The 25,191-nt window shown below is 48.2% G+C and carries 20 protein-coding genes and 1 pseudogene; 15 read left to right on the top strand and 6 right to left on the bottom strand.

The window, feature by feature from the left end; translation table 11 throughout:
* Positions 1 to 18 precede the first annotated feature (18 nt).
* Positions 19 to 1,107: a TlpA disulfide reductase family protein gene (locus EJV45_RS16520; RefSeq protein ID WP_129717414.1), complete on the bottom strand. Its 1,089-nt coding sequence runs from the start codon at positions 1,105 to 1,107 to the stop codon at positions 19 to 21.
* A gap of 676 nt (positions 1,108 to 1,783) precedes the next feature.
* Between EJV45_RS16520 and EJV45_RS19705 the strand changes: the two are divergent.
* Positions 1,784 to 1,971, top strand: a pseudogene (locus EJV45_RS19705) (DUF389 domain-containing protein); the annotation flags it as partial.
* 88 nt (positions 1,972 to 2,059) lie between these two features.
* Complete coding sequence (locus EJV45_RS16525) at positions 2,060 to 2,872, top strand: DUF389 domain-containing protein (protein ID WP_370291467.1); 813 nt, start codon at positions 2,060 to 2,062, stop codon at positions 2,870 to 2,872.
* A gap of 35 nt (positions 2,873 to 2,907) precedes the next feature.
* Here the strand turns inward: EJV45_RS16525 and nhaA are convergent, their stop codons facing one another.
* Positions 2,908 to 4,215: a Na+/H+ antiporter NhaA gene (gene nhaA, locus EJV45_RS16530; RefSeq protein WP_240755313.1), complete on the bottom strand. Its 1,308-nt coding sequence runs from the start codon at positions 4,213 to 4,215 to the stop codon at positions 2,908 to 2,910.
* 209 nt (positions 4,216 to 4,424) lie between these two features.
* On the opposite strand from nhaA, the gene egtD reads away from it, so the two are divergent.
* The 3 genes from egtD to EJV45_RS16545 all read left to right on the top strand — a co-directional run bounded on the left by egtD (position 4,425) and on the right by EJV45_RS16545 (position 7,912).
* The gene (gene egtD, locus EJV45_RS16535; protein WP_240755314.1) at positions 4,425 to 5,420 is read left to right on the top strand and encodes an L-histidine N(alpha)-methyltransferase; all 996 of its coding nucleotides are present in this window, start codon (positions 4,425 to 4,427) and stop codon (positions 5,418 to 5,420) included.
* Positions 5,421 to 5,430: 10 nt separating this feature from the next.
* Positions 5,431 to 6,627 carry an ergothioneine biosynthesis protein EgtB gene (gene egtB, locus EJV45_RS16540; protein WP_129717416.1) on the top strand — a complete coding sequence of 399 codons (1,197 nt, stop codon included), beginning with the start codon at positions 5,431 to 5,433 and terminating at the stop codon, positions 6,625 to 6,627.
* A 118-nt stretch (positions 6,628 to 6,745) separates the two neighbouring features.
* Positions 6,746 to 7,912, top strand: a complete 1,167-nt coding sequence (locus tag EJV45_RS16545) for a MalY/PatB family protein (protein WP_129717418.1) — start codon at positions 6,746 to 6,748, stop codon at positions 7,910 to 7,912.
* A gap of 574 nt (positions 7,913 to 8,486) precedes the next feature.
* Here EJV45_RS16545 and EJV45_RS16550 read toward each other — a convergent pair.
* Together EJV45_RS16550 and EJV45_RS16555 are read right to left on the bottom strand one after the other, a co-directional pair.
* Complete coding sequence (locus tag EJV45_RS16550; protein ID WP_129717420.1) at positions 8,487 to 8,912, bottom strand: hypothetical protein; 426 nt, start codon at positions 8,910 to 8,912, stop codon at positions 8,487 to 8,489.
* A 280-nt stretch (positions 8,913 to 9,192) separates the two neighbouring features.
* Complete coding sequence (locus tag EJV45_RS16555) at positions 9,193 to 10,050, bottom strand: NAD(P)-dependent oxidoreductase (RefSeq protein ID WP_129717422.1); 858 nt, start codon at positions 10,048 to 10,050, stop codon at positions 9,193 to 9,195.
* A 263-nt stretch (positions 10,051 to 10,313) separates the two neighbouring features.
* Here EJV45_RS16555 and EJV45_RS16560 point away from each other — a divergent pair, with 263 nt between their 5' ends.
* A complete protein-coding gene (locus EJV45_RS16560) occupies positions 10,314 to 11,105 on the top strand; it encodes an aminoglycoside adenylyltransferase family protein (protein WP_129717424.1) in 792 nt (263 codons plus the stop codon).
* Positions 11,106 to 11,156: 51 nt separating this feature from the next.
* Here the strand turns inward: EJV45_RS16560 and EJV45_RS16565 are convergent, their stop codons facing one another.
* Entirely contained in the window at positions 11,157 to 11,768 is a 612-nt protein-coding gene (locus EJV45_RS16565) for an RNA polymerase sigma-70 factor (protein ID WP_129717426.1), read from the bottom strand.
* Between the two features lie 201 nt (positions 11,769 to 11,969).
* On the opposite strand from EJV45_RS16565, the gene EJV45_RS16570 reads away from it, so the two are divergent.
* From EJV45_RS16570 to EJV45_RS16605, 8 genes are all read left to right on the top strand, one after another.
* Entirely contained in the window at positions 11,970 to 12,941 is a 972-nt protein-coding gene (locus EJV45_RS16570) for a FecR family protein (RefSeq protein ID WP_129717428.1), read from the top strand.
* 238 nt (positions 12,942 to 13,179) lie between these two features.
* Positions 13,180 to 16,581 carry a TonB-dependent receptor gene (locus EJV45_RS16575; protein WP_240755315.1) on the top strand — a complete coding sequence of 1,134 codons (3,402 nt, stop codon included), beginning with the start codon at positions 13,180 to 13,182 and terminating at the stop codon, positions 16,579 to 16,581.
* A gap of 19 nt (positions 16,582 to 16,600) precedes the next feature.
* Entirely contained in the window at positions 16,601 to 18,193 is a 1,593-nt protein-coding gene (locus EJV45_RS16580) for a RagB/SusD family nutrient uptake outer membrane protein (RefSeq protein WP_129717430.1), read from the top strand.
* A 23-nt stretch (positions 18,194 to 18,216) separates the two neighbouring features.
* On the top strand, positions 18,217 to 19,173 hold the full coding sequence (locus EJV45_RS16585; protein WP_129717432.1) for a DUF5017 domain-containing protein: 957 nt from the start codon (positions 18,217 to 18,219) through the stop codon (positions 19,171 to 19,173).
* Between the two features lie 8 nt (positions 19,174 to 19,181).
* Complete coding sequence (locus EJV45_RS16590; RefSeq protein WP_165305091.1) at positions 19,182 to 20,105, top strand: glycerophosphodiester phosphodiesterase family protein; 924 nt, start codon at positions 19,182 to 19,184, stop codon at positions 20,103 to 20,105.
* A gap of 12 nt (positions 20,106 to 20,117) precedes the next feature.
* A complete protein-coding gene (locus tag EJV45_RS16595) occupies positions 20,118 to 21,020 on the top strand; it encodes a glycerophosphodiester phosphodiesterase family protein (RefSeq protein WP_129717436.1) in 903 nt (300 codons plus the stop codon).
* Positions 21,020 to 21,808: a sialate O-acetylesterase gene (locus EJV45_RS16600; protein ID WP_129717438.1), complete on the top strand. Its 789-nt coding sequence runs from the start codon at positions 21,020 to 21,022 to the stop codon at positions 21,806 to 21,808. Before EJV45_RS16595 ends, EJV45_RS16600 begins: the two co-directional genes overlap by 1 nt.
* Before the next feature lie 22 nt (positions 21,809 to 21,830).
* A complete protein-coding gene (locus tag EJV45_RS16605; RefSeq protein ID WP_129717440.1) occupies positions 21,831 to 22,634 on the top strand; it encodes an endonuclease/exonuclease/phosphatase family protein in 804 nt (267 codons plus the stop codon).
* Between the two features lie 652 nt (positions 22,635 to 23,286).
* Here the strand turns inward: EJV45_RS16605 and EJV45_RS16610 are convergent.
* On the bottom strand, positions 23,287 to 23,667 hold the full coding sequence (locus EJV45_RS16610) for a helix-turn-helix domain-containing protein (protein ID WP_129717442.1): 381 nt from the start codon (positions 23,665 to 23,667) through the stop codon (positions 23,287 to 23,289).
* A gap of 98 nt (positions 23,668 to 23,765) precedes the next feature.
* On the opposite strand from EJV45_RS16610, the gene EJV45_RS16615 reads away from it, so the two are divergent.
* A complete protein-coding gene (locus EJV45_RS16615) occupies positions 23,766 to 25,178 on the top strand; it encodes an MFS transporter (protein WP_129717444.1) in 1,413 nt (470 codons plus the stop codon).
* The last annotated feature ends 13 nt before the right edge of the window (positions 25,179 to 25,191 follow it).

The following is a 25,191-nucleotide window of genomic DNA, read 5'->3' on the forward strand; positions in this document are numbered from 1 at the left end:
CCAGGAATTCAATTTAATCTACTGTAATAGTTCTTTAAGCTTGTTTCCCAGAGAATCGCCACGTAAGTTCCGGGCAATGATATTGCCTTTGTTGTCTATCAGGAAATTGTTAGGAATAGCACTGATACCATAGATCAGTGCTGCACTGTTTCGATCGCCCTTTAAGTCGCTGACATTTTCCCAGGTTAACTTGTCATCCGCTATTGCCTTTAGCCAAAGCTTTTTATCCACATCAAGCGATACACCTAATATTGCAAAACCCTTGTCTTTAAACTTTGCATATGTGCTAACGAAGCCTGGGTTTTCATCACGGCAAGGCCCGCACCAGGAAGCCCAAAAGTCGAGTAAAATGTAGCGCGCTTTTATATCAGACAACTTAACAGGTTTGCCCAGTGTGTTTGGCTGCTGAAAATCTACGTACGGCTTGCCTATCTGGATGTCGCGGTTCAAGGCAATGAATTCATTGATCTGGCTTCCATAGCCCGACTCTTTAAGATCATTCGCCAACATTCCATACAATACCGCGGTGGTGTCTTTTCCCCAGGTACTGGCGTAAACACTCAGCAGGTAGGCAGAAATCAGGGATTTTGGATGGCTGCGGATATAATTGCGATCAAGCTGTAGATCTTTCTGTCTTTGCTCAACTAATCGAAACGCCAGGCTGTTGCGGGTAGCTCGGTCCTTGGTGGTATCAAATGCCTTCTGGATACTGTCTGTTTGCGTTGATAACGGTTTTTTAGACTGTTCGAACCTCTTGTACTCTTCGTGTGTCGCAGATCCGGCAACGCTGCCATTTTTAAATTCGCCTGCTTTAACCTCAATTCGCATAGGTACGTTCTCGAGCCAAAAGGCAACATAATCGGTATAACGGGCCGTATGCAGATAAACCTGAGCCGCTTTCTGCTGAATGCGACCGCTCATCTGGAAGCGACCGTTGGAGACCCGGCACGAGTCGATATTCTTATCAGGTGTGGCTAAGCGGAGGTAGAGCCACGCGCCGTTTTTCATCCCGCTCACTGTTCCGGTAATCTTATATCCGGGATTCGTTTGGCCTGAAGCCATCATAATGGTACCGGCAAGAAACATGATACTGAATAAATATCTCATAATTTAAGGTTGTCAGGTCTAATTCAGGTGGGGGTAAACCAATTTTTGTATACGACCAGGAAGATACAGGAAAATCTGTCTGTAAGGTTGTGAATTATTGTTAAATCGTTATCTCAGCAGTGGAGATATCTCTCGCTGATATCTGTAGACAGCTATACGTCTTATGCAACGCTGATCAGTTCGGTATCAGATGATGCGAACGCCCCTGCCGGGCATTCGCCTCATGCCGTCACTGTACCGTGTGTTCCCTCCCACCCGGCCTATGCGTTACCTACCGGATTAAATGTGGTCTGTAAGAAAACTTCCACCTTGCGTAAAAACAAAACAGCTGCTGCTGCCTTTTAGAGGAACCATACATGGTTATCGGCTGACAACAGCATCGTATAAGTGAAAAGCCATTGACCTGTCTGAACATAAATTTAGAACACCTGGCTCACTTAATATGAAAGAGATTTTTATAGCAATCAGAAATTTCATTTCTTACAGATTTTCGCTTCACGAAGACAATGCAGAAGAACAGGACACTGTTGAATCCATCAAGAGGAATGTTGAGTTCAAAGGGGCCAACTTATGGACACTTGTCTTTGCCATATTTATTGCTTCCATTGGACTGAATGTTAATTCTACTGCTGTAATTATCGGCGCAATGCTCATTTCCCCATTAATGGGGCCGATTATGGGTCTCGGTCTCGGCATTGGAATCAACGATTTTGACCTCGTAAAGAAAGCTGTCGAAACCTTGCCATTGCGACACTTATCAGTGTGATCACTTCTACCCTATACTTTTTGGTTACGCCGCTGCATGAAGCATCATCTGAACTACTTGCTCGTACATCACCGTCTATTTGGGACGTTTTTATAGCCGGTTTAGGCGGGCTGGCAGGAATTGTGGCTGCAACCAGAAAAGAAAAGAGCAATGTGATTCCCCGGAGTTGCCATTGCAACGGCGCTCATGCCGCCGTTATGTACAGCCGGCTTTGGTCTGGCATCAGGAGATATGTATTTCTTTCTAGGAGCAATCTACCTCTCTTTTATAAACAGCGTATTCATTTGTGTGGCCACATACCTGATTGTACGTTATCTGAAATTCCGGAAGAAAAACTTTGAAGACAAGGCTGACGAGCGAAAGGTGACCCGCTACATCTGGATTATTGTATTCATAACAGCCGCGCCAAGTATCTATCTGGCATACCGCATCGTAGATAAAAGTATATTTGAGAACAACGCTAATTCTTTCATCCAGAATGAAATGAACTATACTGACAGACAGGTAATCAATAAGTCCTTTAATTACAACCGCCAGGGCAATGTGATTGACCTGCTGATCCTTGGAAATGAGTTGAGCAAAAACGAAATAAGCGCATTGAAGCGAAGGCTGACAGCATACAAACTCTCAGGCACAAAACTAATCATCCGTCAGGGTTTAAATGCAAAGAATCAGCTGGATTTTACGCAGATAAAAGCCAGTATACTGGAGGCGGTTTATCAGGGCGATTCGTCAGCAAAACGCAGTGCGGCAGCCTCCAGACAAATTACAGCCATTCCGGATCTGAAAGCTGAAATCAGGAGTCTGTTCCCTTACATTACCAGTTATACACTTGATCACCTCATCACAACAAGACTCGATACGAGTCGCAGCGACACAATTACCACCGCTATCATCAGTTCACCAGGCAACATTTCCACACAGGATGCGCTCCGCATGAAGGCCTGGTTAAAAACCCGAACCGGTGCAGACTCCTTAAGGTTGATCATAACAAACTAGAGGATACATAAGAAGCTGCTGCACGCGTATTTCTTCTAATTACGGGCGGCAACTTTAAGCGCAGCAATGCCCGAAACCCCTGCTATAAGCGAGGCAATCAGTATACCGTATTTGGCCTGTGTGATGTGGGCTTCATCATTAAAAGCCAATCCACTGATAAACAAAGACATCGTAAACCCAATCCCGGCAAGCAACGCAACCCCGGTAATGTATTTCCAGTTAGCTCCTTCAGGCAACGAGGCCAAACCCAATTTAACCATCAGCCAGCAGAAAAGCATAATACCGACAAACTTACCAATGATCAGGCCCGATGCCACGCCGATAGATACGGGATTCAGAATGGAAGAAAAGAAGTCGGCCCCGATGACCATGCCTGAGTTTGCGATAGCAAATAAAGGCATGATACCGAAGGCTACCCATGGATGAAGCGCATGCTCAATGGTTTGCAAGGGTGTTTCGGCTGCCATGCTCAAGCTCTTTACTTTCTGAATGGTCTTATTTTGGGCGGGGGTAATCAATTTACCACGTTCGGGGATATCAGCTTCAAAATCGTAAGACAGTTTCCTCAGGTTATCTGAATAGATGTGTTCGTTAATTCTGGTCACTGCCGGTATCGTGAAAGCCACCAGTACGCCGGCAATTGTAGCATGGACGCCGGATAATAAAAAGCATACCCATACACAAATCCCGACAGCCAGGTAAAAAAGACTTGTCCGAACGCCTAACACGTTTCCCAGTATTGAAAGCACTAAAAATCCACCGCCTAAAGCAAGCGCAACGAAATTAATTTCAGCTGTATAAAAAAAAGCAATAACGAGAACGGCGCCGAGATCGTCAGCTACAGCAAGTGCAGAAAGAAAAACTTTTACAGATGCAGGCACCCGTTTGCTGGCCATCGAAAGAAGCGCAAGTGCAAAGGCAATGTCGGTCGCCATCGGAATCCCCCATCCATGGCCGGCATCGGTATTCTTGTTGATCAGGTAGTAAATGAGTGCCGGTACTAACATGCCGCCGAGGGCAGCAGTCATTGGAAGCGCCGCCTTGCTGATCGTAGACAATTCCCCTTCCATAAATTCTCTTTTTAATTCAAGGCCGATGACAAAGAAAAATATGGCCATCAGACCATCATTTATCCAGATATGAAGCGGATGTTTCAGGATAAAATCATCAAAACCCACTGAAAAATTGATATGCCAAAGATGCGCATAGAAATTGTGATATGGAGAATTTGCCCAGGCAATCGCAGCCACCACACTCAGCAACAAAACAATGCCGCTTGTATATTCAAGATGGATAAAACGGCTTACCGGGGCCATGATCTTCTCTATCGCAGTTTTCTTCATTTTATTAAGTGTTCCGGCAAAGATAGGTTAAAAGGCAAAATACAATATTTTTATCCGAATTTATCGTCGTGCTGAAAGAACCGGAAGCTGCCTGAAAATCTGCAGGCACATTAAAACTCCACATTCACGCCGGATCAATAACATTGGCGCATGAATTGATGGAAAGTAATTCCGCCGCAGGGAATTGCAGAACTACCTAATTCAATTAAATGCAACAAACAAATACAGAGCTTACCAGTTGTTTACGGATGGACACTGATTTTAACGCGACCGAAAAATTGAAGCGGGAGGTACTGACCGGACTTACACATTCCAGCAAAAGCATTCCATCGAAATATCTTTACGATACAGCCGGCGATCGTCTTTTCCAGGACATCATGAAAATGCCCGAATATTATCTGACGAAATGTGAACTTGATATTTTCCAGAACCGTACAGCAGAGCTTGCAGCTATTATCACAGCAGATCCCCGGCCATTTGACCTGATTGAACTTGGCGCGGGTGATGCGATGAAATCTGCTTACCTCTTACAACACCTGCTGAAACACGACATTGAGTTTACCTACCGGCCTATCGATATCTCTGGCAATATCCTGGAGAAACTAGCGGATCGACTAGGAAACGAAATGCCTGATCTGAAAATTGAACCCTTACAAGGAGAATATTTCGACATGCTTGCCGAGGCAACCTCGCGTTCGTCAAAACGAAAAGTCGTTTTGTTTCTGGGCGGAAATATCGGCAACATGGAATGGGATGAAATCAGAAAATTTTGCATGGAATTAAATCAGAATTTGACCAGCGGCGATATCGTTCTGATCGGATTCGACCTTCGCAAAAATCCGCATACCATCCTTGATGCATACAATGATCAGGCAGGCATCACTGCCGCATTCAATCTGAACATCCTTACCCGGTTAAATCGTGAGCTTGAAGCTGATTTTGATTTAAGCCGGTTTCAACATTACCAGACTTACGACCCGCTTACCGGCGCATGCCGGAGTTATCTGGTGAGCCTGAGCGAACAGAAAGTTGCCATTGGAGGTTTAACCGTCTCTTTCGGCCAGAACGAGCTCATTAACATCGAAGTTTCGCAGAAGTTTTCGCCGGAGGAAATAGCTGCTCTGGCTGACGAATCTGATTTTAAATCGTTAACAACGATCGAAGATTCGAAGGGTTGGTTCGTAGATGCCGCCTGGATAAAATAATTGATACAACATGATAGAAACTGTTAGCAAATCAACAGATACAACCGAATTACTGAGGCGATTTTCTGCCATCAGGAATCATTCCGTAAATATTTGTGCGCCTCTGCAAACCGAAGATTATGTTGTGCAGCCTATAGCCGATGTGAGCCCGCCCAAATGGCATTTAGGTCACACAACTTGGTTCTTCGAAACCTTTATTCTGGTGCCCAACCATCCGGGTTACAATGTGTTCGATCCGCAATATAACTTTGTTTTTAACAGTTATTATGAAACGATTGGTGCCAGGGTGATCAGAACAGACCGCGGGAATCTGAGCCGCCCTTCTGTTGCAGAGGTTTTCCGCTACCGGGAATACGTAGATCAGCAGATGCGGGAGTTTCTATCAGGCGACTTACTGACGCCTGCTGTCAGGGCTTTACTCGAACTGGGATTAAATCACGAACAACAGCACCAGGAATTATTGTATACAGACATTAAATATATTTTGGGTCACAATCCGCTGTTTCCGGTGTATTCTGCTGATTTTGCGGCCAAAAATTGTCATTCAGAAGCCCCAACAACTGTCAACGTGCCGGAAGGGATTTATGAAATTGGTTACAATGGCGATGGCTTTTGTTTTGACAATGAGCAAAACCGTCACAAAGTTTATGTCGAGACTTTCGACATTTCAAGCAGCCTGGTTACCAATGGCGAATATTTGGAGTTTATAGAAAACGGTGGTTATACAGATTTCCGTCATTGGCACGCTGAAGGATGGGACTGGGTTAGGGAAAGTGCAAAAACGCCGCTTTACTGGCATTTTTTGGATGGAAAATGGATGCATTATACCCTCGCCGGTTTGCAGGATCTGGACCTGGATGCGCCGGTGTGCCATGTAAACTTTTATGAAGCATCTGCCTATGCGTCCTGGAAAAATATGCGTTTACCTACGGAAGCTGAATGGGAAGTGGCCTCTGATAAATTTTCCTGGGGACAACGCTGGGAATGGACCGGGAGTGCTTACCTGCCCTATCCCGGATTCAGGAAGGAAACCGGTGCGGTGGGTGAGTATAACGGTAAGTTCATGGTGAACCAGATGGTTTTGCGAGGAGCTTCAGAGGCAACACCGGCAGGCCACAGCAGGCATACCTATCGAAATTTCTTTCATGCCAAACATCAGTGGCAATTTACGGGAATCAGGCTTGTCGATAACACCTCGCTACAATAAGTGTCGGCCACTTTCTTAAAAAGTTCAACAGCAAACCAGCCTTTGGCAGCAGTCGCGGGAATGGAATGGCAAAAATATTCTGGAATCCAAGCATCAGCCCGAGGGCAATCTATAACAAATGAAATACAATTTTGATCAGATACGAATAAGGAAAGGTACGCATTCCATAAAATGGGATGCCAATGAGACAGAGGAAATACTCCCGATGTGGATTGCTGACATGGACTTCCAAACCTTTCCGCCGCTGGCTGAAGCGCTTACCCAAATAGTTAAGCAGGGGAACTACGGCTACAACATGGTGCCCCACGAAGTCTACGCGGCGATTATACATTGGTGGCAAAAAAGACACGGTTGTACAGTTGAAAAAGATTGGATCTTAGCCTCAACCGGCGTTTCTGCAGCGGTTTCGGCAATAATTGCTACGCTAACTGATCCGGGCGACGAGGTGATTATTCAAACACCAGCCTACAATCATTTTTTTGATGTCGTTAACGGCGGCAAATGCAGAATCTTAGAAAACCGCATCATTTATGAAAACGGCACATATCGGCTGGACTTTAAAGACCTGGAACGTAAAGCAAGCTCGCATAAAGCAAAAATCCTGTTATTGTGTAATCCCCATAATCCCATAGGCCGGGCCTGGACCGAGGCCGAACTGCAAAAGGTTGCAGCGATATGCGCCAGACATGGCGTTTATGTTATATCAGATGAGATTCATTGCGATTTGGTGGCGCATGAAAGAGGGCACATCTCCTTTCTCAAAATTGCAACCGGTCAAAATCTTCCATTTGTTGTCTGCGGGGCGGCCAGTAAAACCTTTAACCTTTCGGGATTACACGCTGCCTATCTATTTATCAGCGACAGTGAACTGAGAAAGAACGTCGAAAGACAGCTTTGGGCCCAGGGCACAGGAACGCCCAGCCTTATGGCTTGCGAAGCGTTGACCATCTCCTATACACAGGGTGATGAGTGGGTTGCCGAACTGAACTGGTATATAGCTGAAAATTACCGGATGCTGAAGGCATTTATTGAGAAGCATTTAAACCAGATCGTGGTGGTGCAGCTCGAAGCAACCTATCTGGTTTGGCTCGATTGCAGTCAGACCGGAATGAAGTCGAAAGATCTGGCCGACTTACTTCTGCAACAGGAAAAATTATGGGTCAACCCCGGCGCGATGTACGGCGCAGCGGGTGAAGGTTTTCTGCGTATCAATATAGCCTGCCCCCGCGAAACGTTACGGGAAGGCTTAACCCGTTTGAAGAACGTGCTGGAAAAGTTCTGTTAAGATATATCCAAACGATATGTTCATGTTCAGCAGTAAGTGAAACCCAAAGAATTTTCGATTGTTATACGAAATATTCGTTCAACTGTTAGTTTCAACCCGATGACTCCATTAGATATACTTCAGTCACTGATCCCGCTTATTTCACCCTTGTTGATATTTGCGATATGCCTCTATTACCTTATCAGGATCGCGCTGCCAGATGCGATACTTTTGACTATAGGCTCGGGTATTGTGCTGGCTATAGCTGTATTTTTTAATTACATGCCTTATTACGCGCAAAACAATGCACTGACCGCCGATCGCATAACTTTTTATTACACCTTGGGTGGGATAGTCAGTTTGTTGGGTAGCCTGCTTTTCGCAACCGGCCTTTTCTTAACTGTTCATAAAATGTCAAGATTCCTGCCGAAAGATCACTCAAATAAATCCTGAACGGTAAAAGACTTCACTAGCGGAAAAATCATATAATGATCTTAACAGCAATTGTCGGTCCTGCTATCATTCTGAATTTCCTGGGTAAAGCGACGGCTTCATTCCTCGACGCTAATACCGTTTCGTGTTAATTATATTAAGGTCAATACTTCCAGAACGCGATAGCAATCAGCAACAGCCCGCCGGTATAAAAGAACAGGTGGTAGCCTCGTTTAATGGTAGCTTCGTGGTTAATTACAAACTTTACGGGGTTAAGTCCGGGCTGCCCGTGCCGTTTGTGGAAGCCTGTCTGGGCGTTCACCATCAGATTCACCACGCCGTAGACAAAGTTGAAAAGTGTAAATCCGGCGATAGACATTAGGATAATCTTTAACCAGGTATCCGCAAATGCGTCGCTGTAAATCGTTCTGATCCAGTCGAACCAGATCTTAACAGGGTAAATGCTGACTAGGAAAAACAGCGGGTAGCCTATGAGGATCCACCGGGTTGCTAACCGTTTATTCACAAAGAAGTAACAGTAGGTAAAAACGACCGCATAGATCAGGTAGCCGAGAATTTTTAAGACCATAGTGCATAAACCCGGTTGTGCAGAAAGTGTTTATGTAAACCGCAGAATTGTATCATAAAACGATTTCCAGGAATAAACCGCAACTGGCAAATGGCAATCTGACAGCTGTCTAGGACTGCGTTGATCGTGCAACAGTTGACTGTCATCATCACCTTTAAAAAAAGGGTAACCGGGACCCGGCATGTTTTTGCAAGACTACCTTTTAGAACAGACCGTGAAACCGGCGGTGGGATTGGAAAGCAGCGAGAAATTGTCTTGTATTTTATAGCGCCATTGCCGGTTAATCGCTATTCTTTTCCGGCGCCAGCAGGTAGTCAAATGTATACCTGGGCTTGTAAGCAAGCATTCGTTCTGCTTTCCGGGTTACATAAATCCGGTCTATGCTATCAGGAAACCTCCACCCTCTCTTACGGTAAATTTCTGCTGCATGCGGATAATGTCGGGTAATTGCAGACACCGGGTCTGTTTTTAGCAAGATGAGATCATCTTTTGTAAACGGGCTGCTTCCCGCTATATTGAAGATCTCAAATTGTTTGAAATCCTGATGCAGTGCACGATACAGCGCTTCTGCTCCATCCCGCTCATCGAGGCCGCGATACAGCCGGTGGTTGGCTAGCAGGTTTGGCTCTTCCGGCAGGAACCGGCCAACGCGGTAAACGGATGTGCACAATCTTTCTTTATAGAAAAAATCCCTGCATAGTTGTTCAGCCGTTTGTTTGCTGATGTCATAGATGTCCCTCGGTTGTTCGGCCAGGGCTTCATCAACCCAAACAGCCTTTTCCGGATCAACCATGGCATGGCCGTAAATAGATGTCGTGCTGACATACAAAAAGCGCCAGATGCCGTGCTTTACCGCAGCGTTCAGCAAATGTAATGTTCCGTAAACATTCGTATCGATAAACGCTTTACGTTCAAAGCCGAGCTCATAATGCCTGCCGTGAAGGGCGGCTGTATGAATGACGGCATCTATCCCCCTGCACGCATTATCAACAGCAGTACTGTCTTTAACGTCCAGTACAAGATTCGTCATAGGGCTGTCGACCAGGTCGGCGCCAACCGCGGTTAAGCCAGCAGACCTCAATTTCTTCATGACCGCTGAACCCAATTTCCCTGCCGAACCGGTGACCAATACTTTCATTGCTGTGGAGTAAAGTTAAGAAATTGAGTTGTTCGGAGTATCCCTCGGCATCATTTTCTAAGAAGCCTATGACACAGCACAAAAGCCTTCACTTGCAGGTTCTTGAGGCTTTTTTCCTCGGCTGCCGGGTGAAGTCAGGCTTACGCGACCCAGTATGCTATTGCCGGTGAAGGACGTTGAGCATGCTATACGGGACTCCGCCATCGGATAATTCTCCGCCCGCCATTATTCCCGTAGTTTGGTATCTTTAACCACGCACTACAATGTCAACACCTATCATCCCTCCAGCTATCGCCGGGCAGGTTAAGCTTACCTGCAATACCATTATGCGTTTTCTGTCTACGCATGTCAGGGCTATACACCTTTACGGCTCCGCTGCTCACGGAAACATGGCGCCGCAAAGCGACATCGATCTATTCGTAACGATCGGAAACAAACTGACAGATGTAACCCGGCATGCATTGATGCTGGAACTCTTAAACCATTCGGCCCCGCCAAAAAGCGATGCCGCTAAACGTGCCCTGGAAGTAACCGTGGTCAGTGAGAAAGAAATCATGCCCTGGCGGTCGCCTGCAATCCGCGAGATGCAGTTTGGCGAATGGCTGCGAAACGATCTTGCTGCTGGCATCATCGAACCGGAGCTTGCCGACATTGATCTGGGCCTCCTGCTTACACAAATCAGAGAACATAGTATTCCTGTTTTTGGTCCGCCGGCCGAGACGTTCTTTGAGCCAGTACCTCACGAAGACGTCAGGGTTGCCCTGGCGCACACGCTTGGCATGTGGCAAACACCCGAAGACTGGGCAGGCGATGAGCAGAATATTGTCCTGGCCATCGCCAGAATCTGGTACACCGCCCGTACGGGAAAAATCACCGCGAAGGAGCTGGCAGCGGGCTGGTTGCTGACGCGTCTGCCTGATGAGCACCGATCCGTACTTCGCGAAGCAGTAAATTCATATCTGACAGGCCAATCAGACAACCTTTCCACACGACCAGAGGAGCTTGGCGCCTTTATCAGGTATGCCCAGTCACATATTACTTATGATGCTTTTTAAGCGGAGATATTCCCGACGCAGGAGTTCCGGTGGGACTGCTGATTATGGTGGTTACCGACCTAAAAACACGCTGCCCATAGCTAGTAACCACATTAAATAGTGTTGCATTGACCCGCGCAGGCGTTGCAGCGCTTTCCGCATGTGTTGTTCTACAGTATTTACAGAAATATTCAGCCGGCTGGCGATTTCCTTATTTGACAGGTGCTCTTCCCTGCTCAGCACAAATACCTCGCGACATTTAACCGGCAACCCGCTAACGCCATGCCGAAGAAGCTGCTGCAGCTCGTGGTAATTAACGTCGGTTTCTGTCCGGTTCTCTTCGGCCTGCTGAAGCCTCACTATACTTGCTTCGTGTTTTTTCCTGATCATGACCTCCCGGTAATAGTTATAGACCCGGTGCCGCAGTGCATGATGCAGATAGGCTTTTATAGCCCCCTGCGGGTCAAGATGTAACTTACGTTTATAAAAATCAAAAAAAACGTCCTGAACCATTTCTTTGGCCAACTCCCGGCTGCCGGTTTTTTTTGCAGCCAGGTTCACCAGCCCGGGCACATACCGCAGATATAAAACTTCAAAAGCCTCATCCCTTCCCTCCTGCCATGTACTTACCAGCTCTGCATCGCAAAGCATGGCCATAGCCTCGGCACTTAGCTTTTTACTCATAATTACTTGTTAAGCTGGAGTTTGTTGGTTTCACGAATATATTATCAGTCGACCGGTAAAGCAAATTAAGCGTAAAAAGATTAAGCCAATATTACCACAGAATAAAATTCTAAAACCGGGCTGGGCGGCTGTAAATTTTTTTTTAAAGCGGGTAACGGTTCGGGCTTGCTGAAGTTAATACACATAAAAACGAATCCCAGGATGAATGAGCATGAACTATCGCGTTTGCTGGAAAAGTACCGGGCAGGCACCTGTACGGATGATGAGCTTCGTGCTTTATCAGGCTGGTACAATGAACTGGACCTGCCGGCCGATGCGGCGCCCATCGATGAGAAGGGGCTTGCCAATGAGATGCTCACTGATTTCAGGCAACGTATTGATATGCCTTCAACTCCAAAACGTGTTTCTTTACGCAGATACATCCCGGTGGCCGCGGCCCTGCTGGCGGGTATAACTTTAGCCATTGTCTTGTTCCGCCATACCGGATTCAAGCCTTCGGCGGATGCGACCGCACAGCATGCTCAGGTAGTAAAGGCCGCTCACAACAGGTTTGTTCAGTTGCCAGACGGCAGCCGGGTAATCCTGAAGGCAGGCAGCCGGCTAAACTATGGCGCGTCATTTAACCTGAAAACGCGGGAAGTAACGCTTGCCGGAGAAGCCTACTTTGATATCAGCCACGACAAAAGTCGGCCCTTTATTATACGCACAGGCGCACTAAGCACGCGGGTTCTGGGCACGGCCTTCAGTATCAGAGCCTATCCTGAGCAGGCAAAGATTACCGTAACGGTTACCCGGGGAAAAGTACGCGTAGAAGATAAGACCCGGGTGCTGGCAGTTCTTACCCCAGACAAACAGATGGTTTACAGCAGCAAAAGCGCAAGCGTACTGAGCCAGAATATTGACGCAACTGACGAGGTGAAATGGGTAAAACAGAACCTTTCCTTTGATAATGATGGTTTCGGCGCCATTGCAGACCGGCTGGCAGAACGTTTTGAAACGCCTGTTGAGTTTGATCCGGCCCTGCGAAACTGCCCGACAACCATAGCCTTTTCGGGTAATGAGACCATTGAGGAAGCACTTCATGTGCTCTGCCTGACGCGCGGTGCCAGTTTCAAAAAACAAAAGGGAGGTTACTACATCAGTGGCGAAGGCTGCGGGGTAACCGCTAAATAAATTATTCGTTATGACCAGATCACCATAACATAACGGCGTTTAACGTCACAAAAAAACTCCTCTGCTTGGGGAAGCGTACCGAGGAGTTCAGTCAAAATAATGTTCATCATTTTAACCTTACAAAACTATGCAAAATCTTTTTTGCAAGAAAGGCATTTATGTGCCCGGATCTTTGAGTATCAATCGTATTCTCCTCTTTTATATGAAAATAAGTGCCTGCCTGGTAGTTATTTTGCTAATGACCCTCCAATTATTATCTGCAAACACCGGACGGGCCCAAAGCGTAAATACAAAAACAATTACGGTATCGTTCAATGACGTAAGCCTGAAAGAGGCGCTCGGTAAAATATCCGCCTTGTCCGGTTTCCAGTTTGCCTATCCGACAGAACACGTCAGCCGCTATCAGCATATATCTGTTGAAAAACAAACGGCTACCGTAGCGGGCGTTCTGAGCCAGGTACTCGCTTCGACAGACATGACGTACACGCAGCAGGGCAATTCGATCATCCTGTTTCTGCGCAGCAGCGGCGCCCGGAAAGAACAGCCACTGCCGCCCCGAACAATTAAGGGGCGCGTAACAGACAGCAGAGGCGAGCCGCTGGCCGGCGTGAGCATTAAGATAAAGGGTGCCGCAACAGGAGTTTTATCCAACACCAACGGCACTTACAGTATCCAGGTAACGGAAAACGACCGGGCACTCATTTTCAGTTATGTAGGTTATCTCACGGCCGAAGTTGCAATCAGCGCCAAAGATCTCATTGACCTGCAACTAAAAGAGACAGCAACAGACCTGAACGAAGTCCTGGTTATAGGTTATGGTTCGGTAAAAAAGAAAGACCTGACCGGCGCGGTCGGCAGCGTTGACGTGGTACAGTTGGCCAAAGCGCCGGTTGCATCCTTTGATCAGGCCCTGGCCGGTCGCATAGCGGGTGTGCAGGTATCATCGATCGAAGACGGACAGCCCGGCTCGGGCATGAACATCGTCATCAGGGGAAATAACTCGCTTACCCAATCGAACGCGCCGCTGTATGTGGTAGACGGATTCCCGATCGAAAACCTGCAGACGGCGGGCATTAATCCTGATGACATCCAGTCTATCAACATTCTCAAAGACGCTTCAGCCACCGCCATATACGGTGCCCGGGCTGCAAACGGCGTGATCGTAATTGAAACAAAAAAGGGAAAAACCGGTAAAGCCGTTATCAGCCTGAATTCATCCCTAGGTACAGAAACTGCGCCGAAGACCATGGATATGCTCAGTCCATACGAATTTGTAAAATACGAATATGAGCGCTATGGAACCGGGCCCGACCAGCTGGGTTATTTCACCAACAACAGGACCGTAGAGAATTACAGGGACATCGAGGGAATAGACTGGCAGGACAAGCTGTTCAGAACCGGCATAACACAAATCCATAACGTGGCCATGCGCGGCGGATCTGATCAAACGAAATACGCCATTTCGGGTTCCATGTATAATGCTGGCGGCGTCGTGGTGAACAGCGGTTTCGAACGCTACCAGGGTCGCATCTCTTTAGATCAAACGTTTAGTAAGAAGTTCAAAACCGGTGTCAACGTCAACTACAGCAACCAGTTTACCTATGGTCAGCTGCTTGGCCGTACATCGGCCACCTCAAATACAACCATCAGCGGTTTTCTGCTTTATTCGGTATGGGGCTACCGCCCGGTTACCGGTTCAGATGCCGATGCCTTAAGCCTGGAGGATCAGTTGCTGGACAATGGCGTTGATCCGGCATCCGATTTCCGCATTAATCCCATCCTATCGGCCGAAAACACACTGCGGCAGCGCAAGATAAACAACCTTACCGCGAACGCATATGCCAGCTACGACCTGTCGAAAGAATTCACACTTAAGATAACGGGCGGCCTGAATACATGGTTCAGCCGCAATGAGGAGTTCTATAATTCTCAAACGGTGCGGGGCACTCCTTTACGGGTTAACAACATTAACGGCATAAACGGTTCCGTTGCAAACGGGCAAAATACCGACTGGCTCAATGAAAACACGCTAACCTGGGATAAAAAACTGGGCGGCGGCCACCGCCTGGAAGTCTTGGGCGGGGTAACTTTCCAGGGTGTCAGATCAACCGCAAACGGCTTTTCGGCTATCCTCGTGCCGAACGAATCATTGGGGATAGCGGGCCTGGCACAAGGTACACCACTCGAGACAACAACCAATGCCAGCAGCAACCGGCTTGCTTCGGTGCTTGGCCGGGTTAACTATAATTTTAAATCCAGGTACCTGCTGACAGCTACCATGCGGGCCGACGGCTCCTCGAAATTTGCACCCGGACGCAGATGGGGCTATTTTCCCTCAGGCGCTTTCGCCTGGCGCATGAGCCAGGAACCCTTTCTGAAGAAAATTCCGGCTATCAGTGATGCCAAACTTCGCGTCAGTTACGGACTTACCGGCAACAACCGCGTCAGCGACTTCGCCTACCTGGCCGCTATAGACCTGAACGATCTTGCCAGCTATTCATTCAACAACCAGCGGCTTTACGGTTTAAACATCACGCGCCTGGGCAACCCGAACCTGAAATGGGAAAGCACCGGCCAGGTTGATGCAGGTTATGACCTTAGCCTGTTCAAAGACAGGGTAAGCCTGGTTGTGGACTGGTACCGCAAAACCACTTACGATCTGCTGCTTAACGCTCAGCTTCCCTACACAACAGGCTTCAGCAATTCATTTAAGAACATTGGCAAAATACGTAATGAAGGCTGGGAATTTACGCTTAATACAGTTAACATACACACACCAAAGTTCAGTTGGGAAAGTAATTTCAACATCAGTTTTAACAGGAACAAAATCCTTGCGCTTGCCGAAAATCAGCCCAATCTGCTTTCAAACATCAGGTCTTTTGTAAGCCGTATGGCTGAAGAGCCGCTCTATATTGCCGAGGTGGGAAAACCCGCGGCGATGTTTTATGGCCTGATCTGGGACGGCGTGTATCAGTACAGCGATTTCGACCAGCCTTCGCCGGGCACCTACATCCTGCGGGCCAGCGTACCCACAAACGGCGACATCCGCAGTGCCATTAAACCCGGCGACATCAAATACAAAGACATTAACCAGGACGGCGTGATTGATGCGAACGATAAAACGGTGATCGGAAACGCGATCCCGCTGCATGTCGGCGGGTTCTCGAACAGCTTCAGCTATAAGGGATTTGACCTGAGTATCCTGATGCAATGGTCTTACGGAAACAAAATCATGAATGCAAACCGCCTCATCTTCGAGGGAAACATTACGGAGACGCCTCACTTTAATCAGTTTGCAAGCTGGGCCAACCGCTGGACACCTGAAAACCAGACCAACGAACTGTTTCGTGCCGGCGGCGGCGGTCCCCAGGTCATGTCATCGCGAACACTTGAAGACGGCTCCTACCTGCGGCTGAAAACCGTGGCCCTGAGTTACACACTTCCGCTGGCTTTCATTCGCAGGGCAAAGATCCGCTCCCTCGCTCTTAGCGCATCTGCACAGAACCTGTATACCTGGACAAATTATTCGGGTCTGGACCCTGAAGTATCCGTTCAAAACTCGACCCTCACACCCGGCTTTGACTTTTCTGCATATCCACATTCACGTACACTCGTGTTCGGACTCAAAGCAGCATTCTAAGCCACTTAAACAAGATTTTATGAAAAAGACATATACTTTCCTGCTCCTTCTTATTCTGATTACCAGCGGGTCATGCAAAAAATTTCTCGACACGCAGCCTGAAGATTTCCTGTCGCCGGAGTACTATTATACGAACGAAACACAGATCAACACGGCACTCGCAGGTATCTACAGCGTCATGGCCGACACCCGGAATGAGGAGCCTTTTTATGCGGCCAGTTATATCAGCGCAATGGGAACCGAAGGCGATGACGGCTATTACCGCAAGGGGCCTGACCGTAACATTGTAGGCCAGTTTCTTTACAATGCGAGTGTGCCGGCCATCTCACACCTCTGGTCTGGTTTGTATGAAGGCATTAACCTGGCGAACCTGATGCTGGAAAGAATAGACGGCGCAGATATGAGCCCGGCTAAAAAAGAAGTTGCCCGGGGCGAAGCAATGTTCCTGAGGGCTTATTACTACTTCATTCTGGTATCAAACTGGGGCGATGTTCCGCTCAAACTGTCATCCACCACCTCACCGCTCAACAATGACATCGAGCGCAGCGCTTCAAAAGTTGTCTATGCCCAGATCACAAAAGATATGGAAACCGCTTACAATCTCGTTCCTACCGCGACAACAGTAGGTTTTGGCGGCCGCATCAATAAATCGGCCGTAGCTGGGATCCTGGCCCGGGTTTATCTTTACTGGGCGGGCGCACCGCTTAACGATGCTTCCAAATATCAGAATGCGCGCGACTGGGCAAAAAAGATCATGGATTCGCAGGAACATACCCTTAACCCGTCATACCAGCAGATATTTATCAACTATGCAGCCGACAAGTATGATGTAAAAGAATCCATCTGGGAAGTAGAGTTTTATGGTAACCGTACTGACCGACCGCGCCAGGCGGGTCTGGTTGGCAATTACATCGGCATCCGCAATACGGGCGATGAGGTTGGCAACAGCAATGCAAATGTGCGGGCCACCGCCCGCTTGTACCGTCTATATGGTAACGGGGATCTGCGCCGCGACTGGGCCATTGCGCCGTTTCAGTATACGCCGGTCAACTCCAGTACCAAAGTCAACTACAGCACCAGCGCCATCTGGAACCGGGATGCGGGCAAGTACCGCCGCGAGTATGAGGTATTCCTTCCAAAATCAAAAGGTTATACACCCATCAACTATCCGATTCTGAGGTATGCCGATGTACTGCTTATGTTCGCCGAAGCGGAGAACCAGCTAAGCGGACCAACCGCTGAGGCGGTCAATGCGGTAAACATGGTACGCAGACGCGGTTACGGGAAAAATCCGGCAACAGCAGACGCAACAGCTGACCTGCGCGCCAGCCAGTATGCCGACAGGACTGCCTTTTTGCAGGTTATACAAGATGAGCGTTCCCGGGAGTTGTGCTTCGAGTCCCTGCGTAAGTACGACCTGATACGCTGGGGCACTTATCTCTTTGCCATGAAAGCGGTAGGCGCTGAATATCAGAGCGCTTCGGGTGTGCCCTCTGATGCAAAAAACGTGGTTCCCTCACTGCAACTCATTGATCAGAAACACCTCCTGTGGCCCATACCCACCCACGATTTATCCCTGAACAGAAAACTGACACAGAATCCCGGCTGGTAAACATCAGCTTCTAAGAATTTATTATGAAAAGGACTTATTTATACCTGTTGAGCCTGCTGTTACTGTTTGCAGCAGCCTGCGACAAATCTATGGACGTAAGCGCACCCGGCTTTGAAGTGACCGGCTATAGCGTAAAAAACGCTATTGACAGCGCCGGAAATGCCGTAAAAAGCGTAACCTTTACTTTCAGCGGCAATGCTGATGTGGTCTCCTTTTACTCAGGCGAAACGCTGAGAGATTACGCCTTCAAAGACGGCAGGATTGTAAAAACTAAAAATGTCCAGATGTCTTTCAGCTCAAATTGTAAACTCAACAGCGGGACCGCCGCGTTGAACAATCAGCTGTCTGTAGTTGCTTCGACCAACTTTAGCGGACAGCTGACAGACGAGGCTGTACAGGCGGCAACCTGGAAAGATATATCTGACCGTTTCCAACTTTCTCCGCTTGTTACAACTGATAACTTCCTGCCTTCAGGCACTGCAGATATGTCTGACCTGTTTGAAAAAGGCAAACCGCTCTACATTGCCTTTAAATATGTTACACCCCCGCAAACAACCGCGATCAGGCATACACAGTGGCGCATACGCGACTACCTGCTGGCCCGCACCACAGATCTGGGTGTCAATGTGCTTGGAAGCCAGTCGGCAAGTCCATGGAACATGTATCACAAAGGTCCGGTGGAGTCAGGCCGTTCCAGCAATACAACCACACAGATAATTTTGCGGGGAAACAACAGCGCTGCTAACTTTTCGCAGCCTACTGAAGACTGGGCTGTCTCGCCCGCCCTTCAGATCACAGAAGACACTGACAACGGACCTGACAGACCGTTCGCCATCAAAAACCGGATAGAACTGCCCCTGACATCGTATTCCTTTAACTATGTAAAACCCGGCAAATACAAGGCGGTCTTTGTGGCTACAAATGTGACTTCGGGGCAGGAAGTGCAGGTTGTGAAATCGATAGACCTGGTCATCCCATAACCATGCGTATGTCCAGGCTATTACGTAGCGGTTTAATGTTGTTGCTTGGCATTGCCTTGTCGCTGTCTGCTGCTGCGCAGGATGTTGTGCGGCAGGATATTGCGTCCATCCGCCGGAGAGGCGAAGACAAGCAAATTTTAATCGCAACGCACCGGGGCGGGCTCTGGCACCGCTTTCCCGAAAACTCCCTCGAGGCGATCCGCGCAGCGTTGAAACTCGGGGCAGACTTTATAGAGGTCGATGTGCGCAAAACAAAAGACGGCGCGCTCATCCTGATGCATGACCAGACGCTTGACCGGTGTACCAATGGCAAAGGGCGGGTCAGCGATTATACACTGGCAGAAATTAAAGGGCTTTGTTTGCGGGATAAAAACAAACGGCTGACCAGTTACCGCGTACCTACACTGAAAGAAGCATTGTTGGTTATGAAGGGAAAAGTTTTTATCAAAGTCGATAAATATAACGAAGAGCAGATTTTTGACAGGATCCTGGATCTATTGCGGGAAACGGGTACGGCGAGGCAGGCTTCTTTCCGCGTTGGGCTAAATCACAAGAAGTTCAGAAAAACATACGGGGCGGCAGCAGGTACGGTGCATTTCTTTCCTGCCCTGGAAGGCGACAGCCTGCGTGGCGATCTGACAGCGAAAACAGAACGTTTTCAAACCCGGGTAAATCCTGTTGTATTCCAGGCTAAATTTAAAGACAGCACATCGTTCATCGTTCCCCGCATGTTGCCCATAAACCGCGCCGGATACCATGTATGGGTCATGTCAACACGTCCCTACTATTGTGGCGGCTGGGATGACGCTGTTTCACTGAAAGACCCCGAACGGGGCTGGGGCCGGCTCATTACCCATGGTGTCACGATCATCGAAACAGACCATCCCGAAGAACTGCGCTACTATCTGAAAAGTAAAAATCTGCATCCATAGGATATAACCATCATGAAAAAAATCATCATAGCCCTGCTCTTACCCGGCGCCTTTTACATGAGTGCCTGTGCACAGTCTGCAACCGCTGTCAAGGCTAAAATGGCCTCGATATTTAACCCGGCTCATAGCCAACCGTTGGTTTGCGCACATCGTGGCGACTGGCGTAATGCGCCCGAAAATTCAATTCAGGCCCTCAAAAACTGCATCTCTATGGGTGTTGACATCATGGAGATCGACCTGAAGAAAACCAAAGACGGACATCTCATCGTCATGCATGACAAAACGATTGACCGCACCGTAAAAGGCAAAGGGAAACCGGAAGATCTGAACCTTGCCGACATCAAAAAAATGTGGCTGCGTAACGGAACCGGGCATGCTACCAACCACCGTGTACCTACTTTCGAAGAGCTGATGCGCGAAGCAAAAGACAAGATCATTATTGACATTGATAAGGGGTATACGTACTTTGATGATGTCGTGGCTGTGCTTCGAAAAACGGGCACCATGGATCAGGTAATTCTCAATATTACCAAAGACCTGCCATTTGACAGCGTAAAAGCCGCACACCCGGATATGCCGGCAGGGCTGGTCCTGATGCCTGTAATTGACCTGGCAAATGCCGATGCAGCTGCGATTGCAAACAGCTATAAACCCTATAAAAAGATTGTTTTTCAGTTTGACTTTAACAACGACAAGCTGCCCCTGTTAAGGCAGGTTGGTTCCCTGCGCAAACAGGGCTTTGGCATCTGGTTTAACAGCATCTGGCCCGAAACCTCCGGCGGTCATCATGATGATCGGGCTGTCGAGGAAAATCAACCCGATGAATCCTGGGGCTGGATGAAAAAGATGAACACCTCAATTATACAAACCGACCGGCCCGAGGCACTTTTAAATTATTTCAAACGCCGTACATAATGAGAATAGGAAATTTGGCCATACTAATCCTGGTCGCCATAGGGATGATGGGTGCCACCCTGCCCGGCCCGCAAAGCGGTAAAGTGCAGGTCTATTTGTTAATGGGACAGTCGAACATGGCAGGCCGGGGCAGGGTTACAGCTGAATATAAAAATATGCAGCATGAGCGGGTGATCATGCTGACAAAAGATAAGGCATGGACGATAGCCAGGCATCCGATTCATTTCGATAAACCCGACGTTGCCGGCGTTGGTCCGGGCTTAAGTTTCGGTATCGAAATGGCGCGTGCCTATCCGAATGATACGATTGCGCTCGTTCCCTGCGCCGTGGGCGGCACGTCTATTAACAAGTGGGCGCCGGGAGCTTATGATAAGTCAAGCAAAACCCGCCCGTATGATGATGCACTTGCCCGTATCAAAACAGCCATGAAAAAGGGCACGGTCAGGGGTGTGATCTGGCTGCAGGGCGAGGCCGACAGCGGCAGGGACAGCGCTGTAAATACCTATCTGGGAAAACTTACAACGCTTATTCATTCCATCAGAAAGGAAACGGGCAACCGTAAATTACCGTGGATTGCCGGCGAGCTCGGTACCTACCGGCAGCGATATGTCATTTTTAACAGGGAGTTGGCCAATCTGCCCCTCCGGGTGAAGCACACATCAGTTATTACATCAGAAGGTCTGGTGCACAAGGGCGACACGACTCATTTTGACAGCAAATCTGCAGATTTGTACGGCAAACGGTTTGCAGCTGACATGCTGCGTTTACAAGAAAAGAAACTACGATAAGACATCAAATCCAAGCAACACAATGAAAGTTACGTCTATTTTAACAACGCTTTGTCTGTTAAACCTTTATGCTATAGCCCAGCTGCCTGACAACCTGCCTTTGAAACTCAGGGTCGGCACTTACAACGTCGGCCATTTCAATCAGGGCTCATTGGGCGGCTTTCAGGGTGGCGGCAGTCATGTTACTGCTGAAATGATGCGCTGGCGAAGCTGGATCGGCGCGCAATCGTTAGATATCCTGGGCCTGAACGAATGGAATGAGAACTTTGATAAGGGCTCAACAATTCAAGCCGCCGAAGCGCTGCTGAAACCTTATTACGCAAACTTGTATTTTGGCGACCGCAAACGTTGGATTTACAATGGCATCGCGACGAATTACACCTTGCAGAATATCCGTCAGAAAAAATCATCGGGCGATTATTATATGATCCTCGGCGATTTAAAAATCGGAAAAAAAACGATCACAATTATCTCAGTACATATCCCCTGGCAGAAAGACTGGCATATTCCGGCGCTCGATGCACTGATCAGCGAGCTTAACCGGCATGAATATTTTATTTGCATGGGTGATATAAACGCGCTTGACCAGGAACAGTTGCGATTTCAGAAAGAAGGATTTAATATCGCCAACGGCGGAAACATGGGTTGGTTTGCAACAGCTTCAGGTACCAATACGCTTGCAGGCCGCTCTGGCGGACCGAACACCAACATTGATAATATCATCACCAGTAAAAACATCCGGATCATGAACGTATCCGCTCCGCATACCGGACTGAACGACCTCGATCACCTTCCCGTTCTGGCTGATGTTGTCGTAACCTGGTAATGACACATATCTAGCGCTTCGGCCTGTATCATGAGTTCAACGTTAGTGTTGTCCGGTAAAAATTGGCTGAATGAAATAAGACCGTTCTGAATAGTCTCAAAACAGTATTTGCCTGAGTCTTCTGAATTAAGCCCCCCTGAATTCTATGTTTGTGGGTTTTACGTACAGGCGGCGGTTTTGATGACGGTTTTGCCTGCTTACTGCCACTGATAGGTGCGGACCGGCCTTGTATCTTCTCGCCGCAGAAAAGTATTAAAAGTCTTGCACTGTTTTAAAGAGGTTGGGAAGAACCAAGGAGGGGAACTCTTTGGGAATAAGGAGCAACGAATCATGAACCAAGACCATAGCGCATAACCACTCATAACGCCGTTTTGCGTCTGGAGCTGAAAACATCCGGGCCTTTTCCCGCCGCCGTCGGACTTTTGATGTTTTTATGCAAGAAGAGATACACAGCCGGAGCGTTTTGTTCGTGTCTTGTATGTTGTTTTTAATGGTACGAACGCTTTCGGCTATGCCTCAGGTTGCTTCTTTTCCAAGAAAAAGAAGGAGCCCCCGCGGCGGTGAGCGGTCTGATACTACAGTTTCACATTTGTTGGCAACCGAAGGGCTAAATACTTTCGCAACACTTTCCCGGACAACATTGAGTTCAACATCAGGACTTCACTTCCGACTCCTGATACGACCGGCCCCAGTCACATAACGCATCCATAATCGGGATCAGTTCCTTACCTATCGGCGTCAGCTTATATTCTACCCGCGGCGGCGTCTCGGCAAAGGCAGCACGTTCAAGAATGCCATCGCGTTCCAGCTCTTTCAGCTGCATGGACAATGTGGCCTGGGTAATGTGCGCCAGTTTTTTCCGAAGCACGCCGAAGCGCATCGGGCACTCTTCCCTGATCCTGTTCAGGATCGTCAGCTTCCATTTCCCCCCAATAATTTTCAGTGTCATCGTCATCGGATTGTTATCTTCCATGAACGCCTGATTTTCTGAAATTATAACTGACTGAAGCTCATCATTCGTATTATTTTTCATACCGGGTATCATTCTTTGAACTACTTGTTTACCGCGCACGCAGTCGACAATTTTGACGGGCAATTTAATAATTGTTTCGAATCATTTGGTTTATCGTTATGCTTAAACAGACACCCCGCAGCCTCCGGCTTTTCATCCTTTCATCCGCGGTATTTTTAACTGTTCTGGACATCTTTATTGTGAACGGAGCATTGCCGGTTATCAAGTCGGGTGTAGGCGGTTCTGATGCCGACGCGCAACTGGTCATCGTGCTCTATGTTTTAGGGTATGCCATATTCCTCATTACCGGTGGACGCCTTGGTGACTATTATGGAAAGAAGCGTATGTTTATCTGGGCCATGCTGGCCTTCGTCATCACATCTGCCGGCTGCGGTGTTGCCAACACCGCCTGGCAGCTCAACGCAGCGAGGTTTTTACAGGGTATAAGCGCCGCGTGCCTGATACCACAAAGTATCAGTTTTATCCAACACCTTTTTCCGGAGCACGATGAGCGGACAAAAGCTTTTGCAATTTATGGCAGTATTGGCGGTGCGGCCTCCGTTATCGGCCAGTTTCTCGGCGGACTGCTTCCCGACCAGTCGGTCATTATCGAGGGCTGGCGCCTGATCTTCCTGATCAACGTCCCGATAGGTATCGTATCCGCAATATTGGCATTCAGCTATATGCCGCGGGATCGCGGAACAGTTTCAGGCAAGATAGACCGTTCAGGGATCATTCTGCTTACATGCGCGCTGATCTCACTGATTTACCCGCTGGTCTCGGGCGTCGAGAATAACTGGCCGATGTGGAGCTTCCTTATGTTAGGTCTTGCGGTCATGCTGCTCGCTGTTTTCTGGTTCGTACAAAAGAAAAAACTAATCGGCGGTCGGCAGCCTCTCATTGACATGCGCCTTTTTGGTTTTAGAGACTTTAATATCGGACTGGCCGCCGTGCTTTTTTATTTTATGGTTCAGGATTCGTATTTCCTGATCAATGTGTTTTTGTTCCAGTCGGGTTTTGGCTTTACCGCCTCACATACCGGGATCCTTTTTGTTTATCAGGGAATCGGTTTCGTAGTTGCATCAGTGTTTGCCACAGTACTTATTCCGAAGTTTGGAAAAAAAATGCTTCAGGCGGGGGTAGTCGTCATGATCAGCGGTCTGAGCGGTCACATTTTGTGTCTTGATTCGCCCGCTGTGCCCGCCGGCGTTTTCAAAGTTGTTCTGTTTGTGTACGGACTTGGCTGCGGCACAGTTCTGCCTTCCCTGCTCTCGCTGGCACTAAAAAGTATTCCGGCTGAATTTGCAGGAGTAGCTTCGGGGATGTATGCAACCTTTCAGCAGACGGCCATTGCTTTGGGTGTCGGCGTAACAGGCGGGATTTTTTTCGACCACCTGGGAAACGGCGATTCTGCTGAACGTTATCTATCGGCCTACCGGTACGCTACCCTGGTCAATATCGGCTTTTTGATACTGGTTGCGATCTTTCTTTATCTTTTACCCGAACAACGTAAAAAGCGGGCTGCCAATTAATCTTCAGCTGCGC

The sequence above is a fragment of the Pedobacter sp. SYP-B3415 genome, from assembly GCF_004138205.1.
In the GTDB taxonomy this organism is placed as follows: Bacteria; Bacteroidota; Bacteroidia; order Sphingobacteriales; family Sphingobacteriaceae; genus Pedobacter.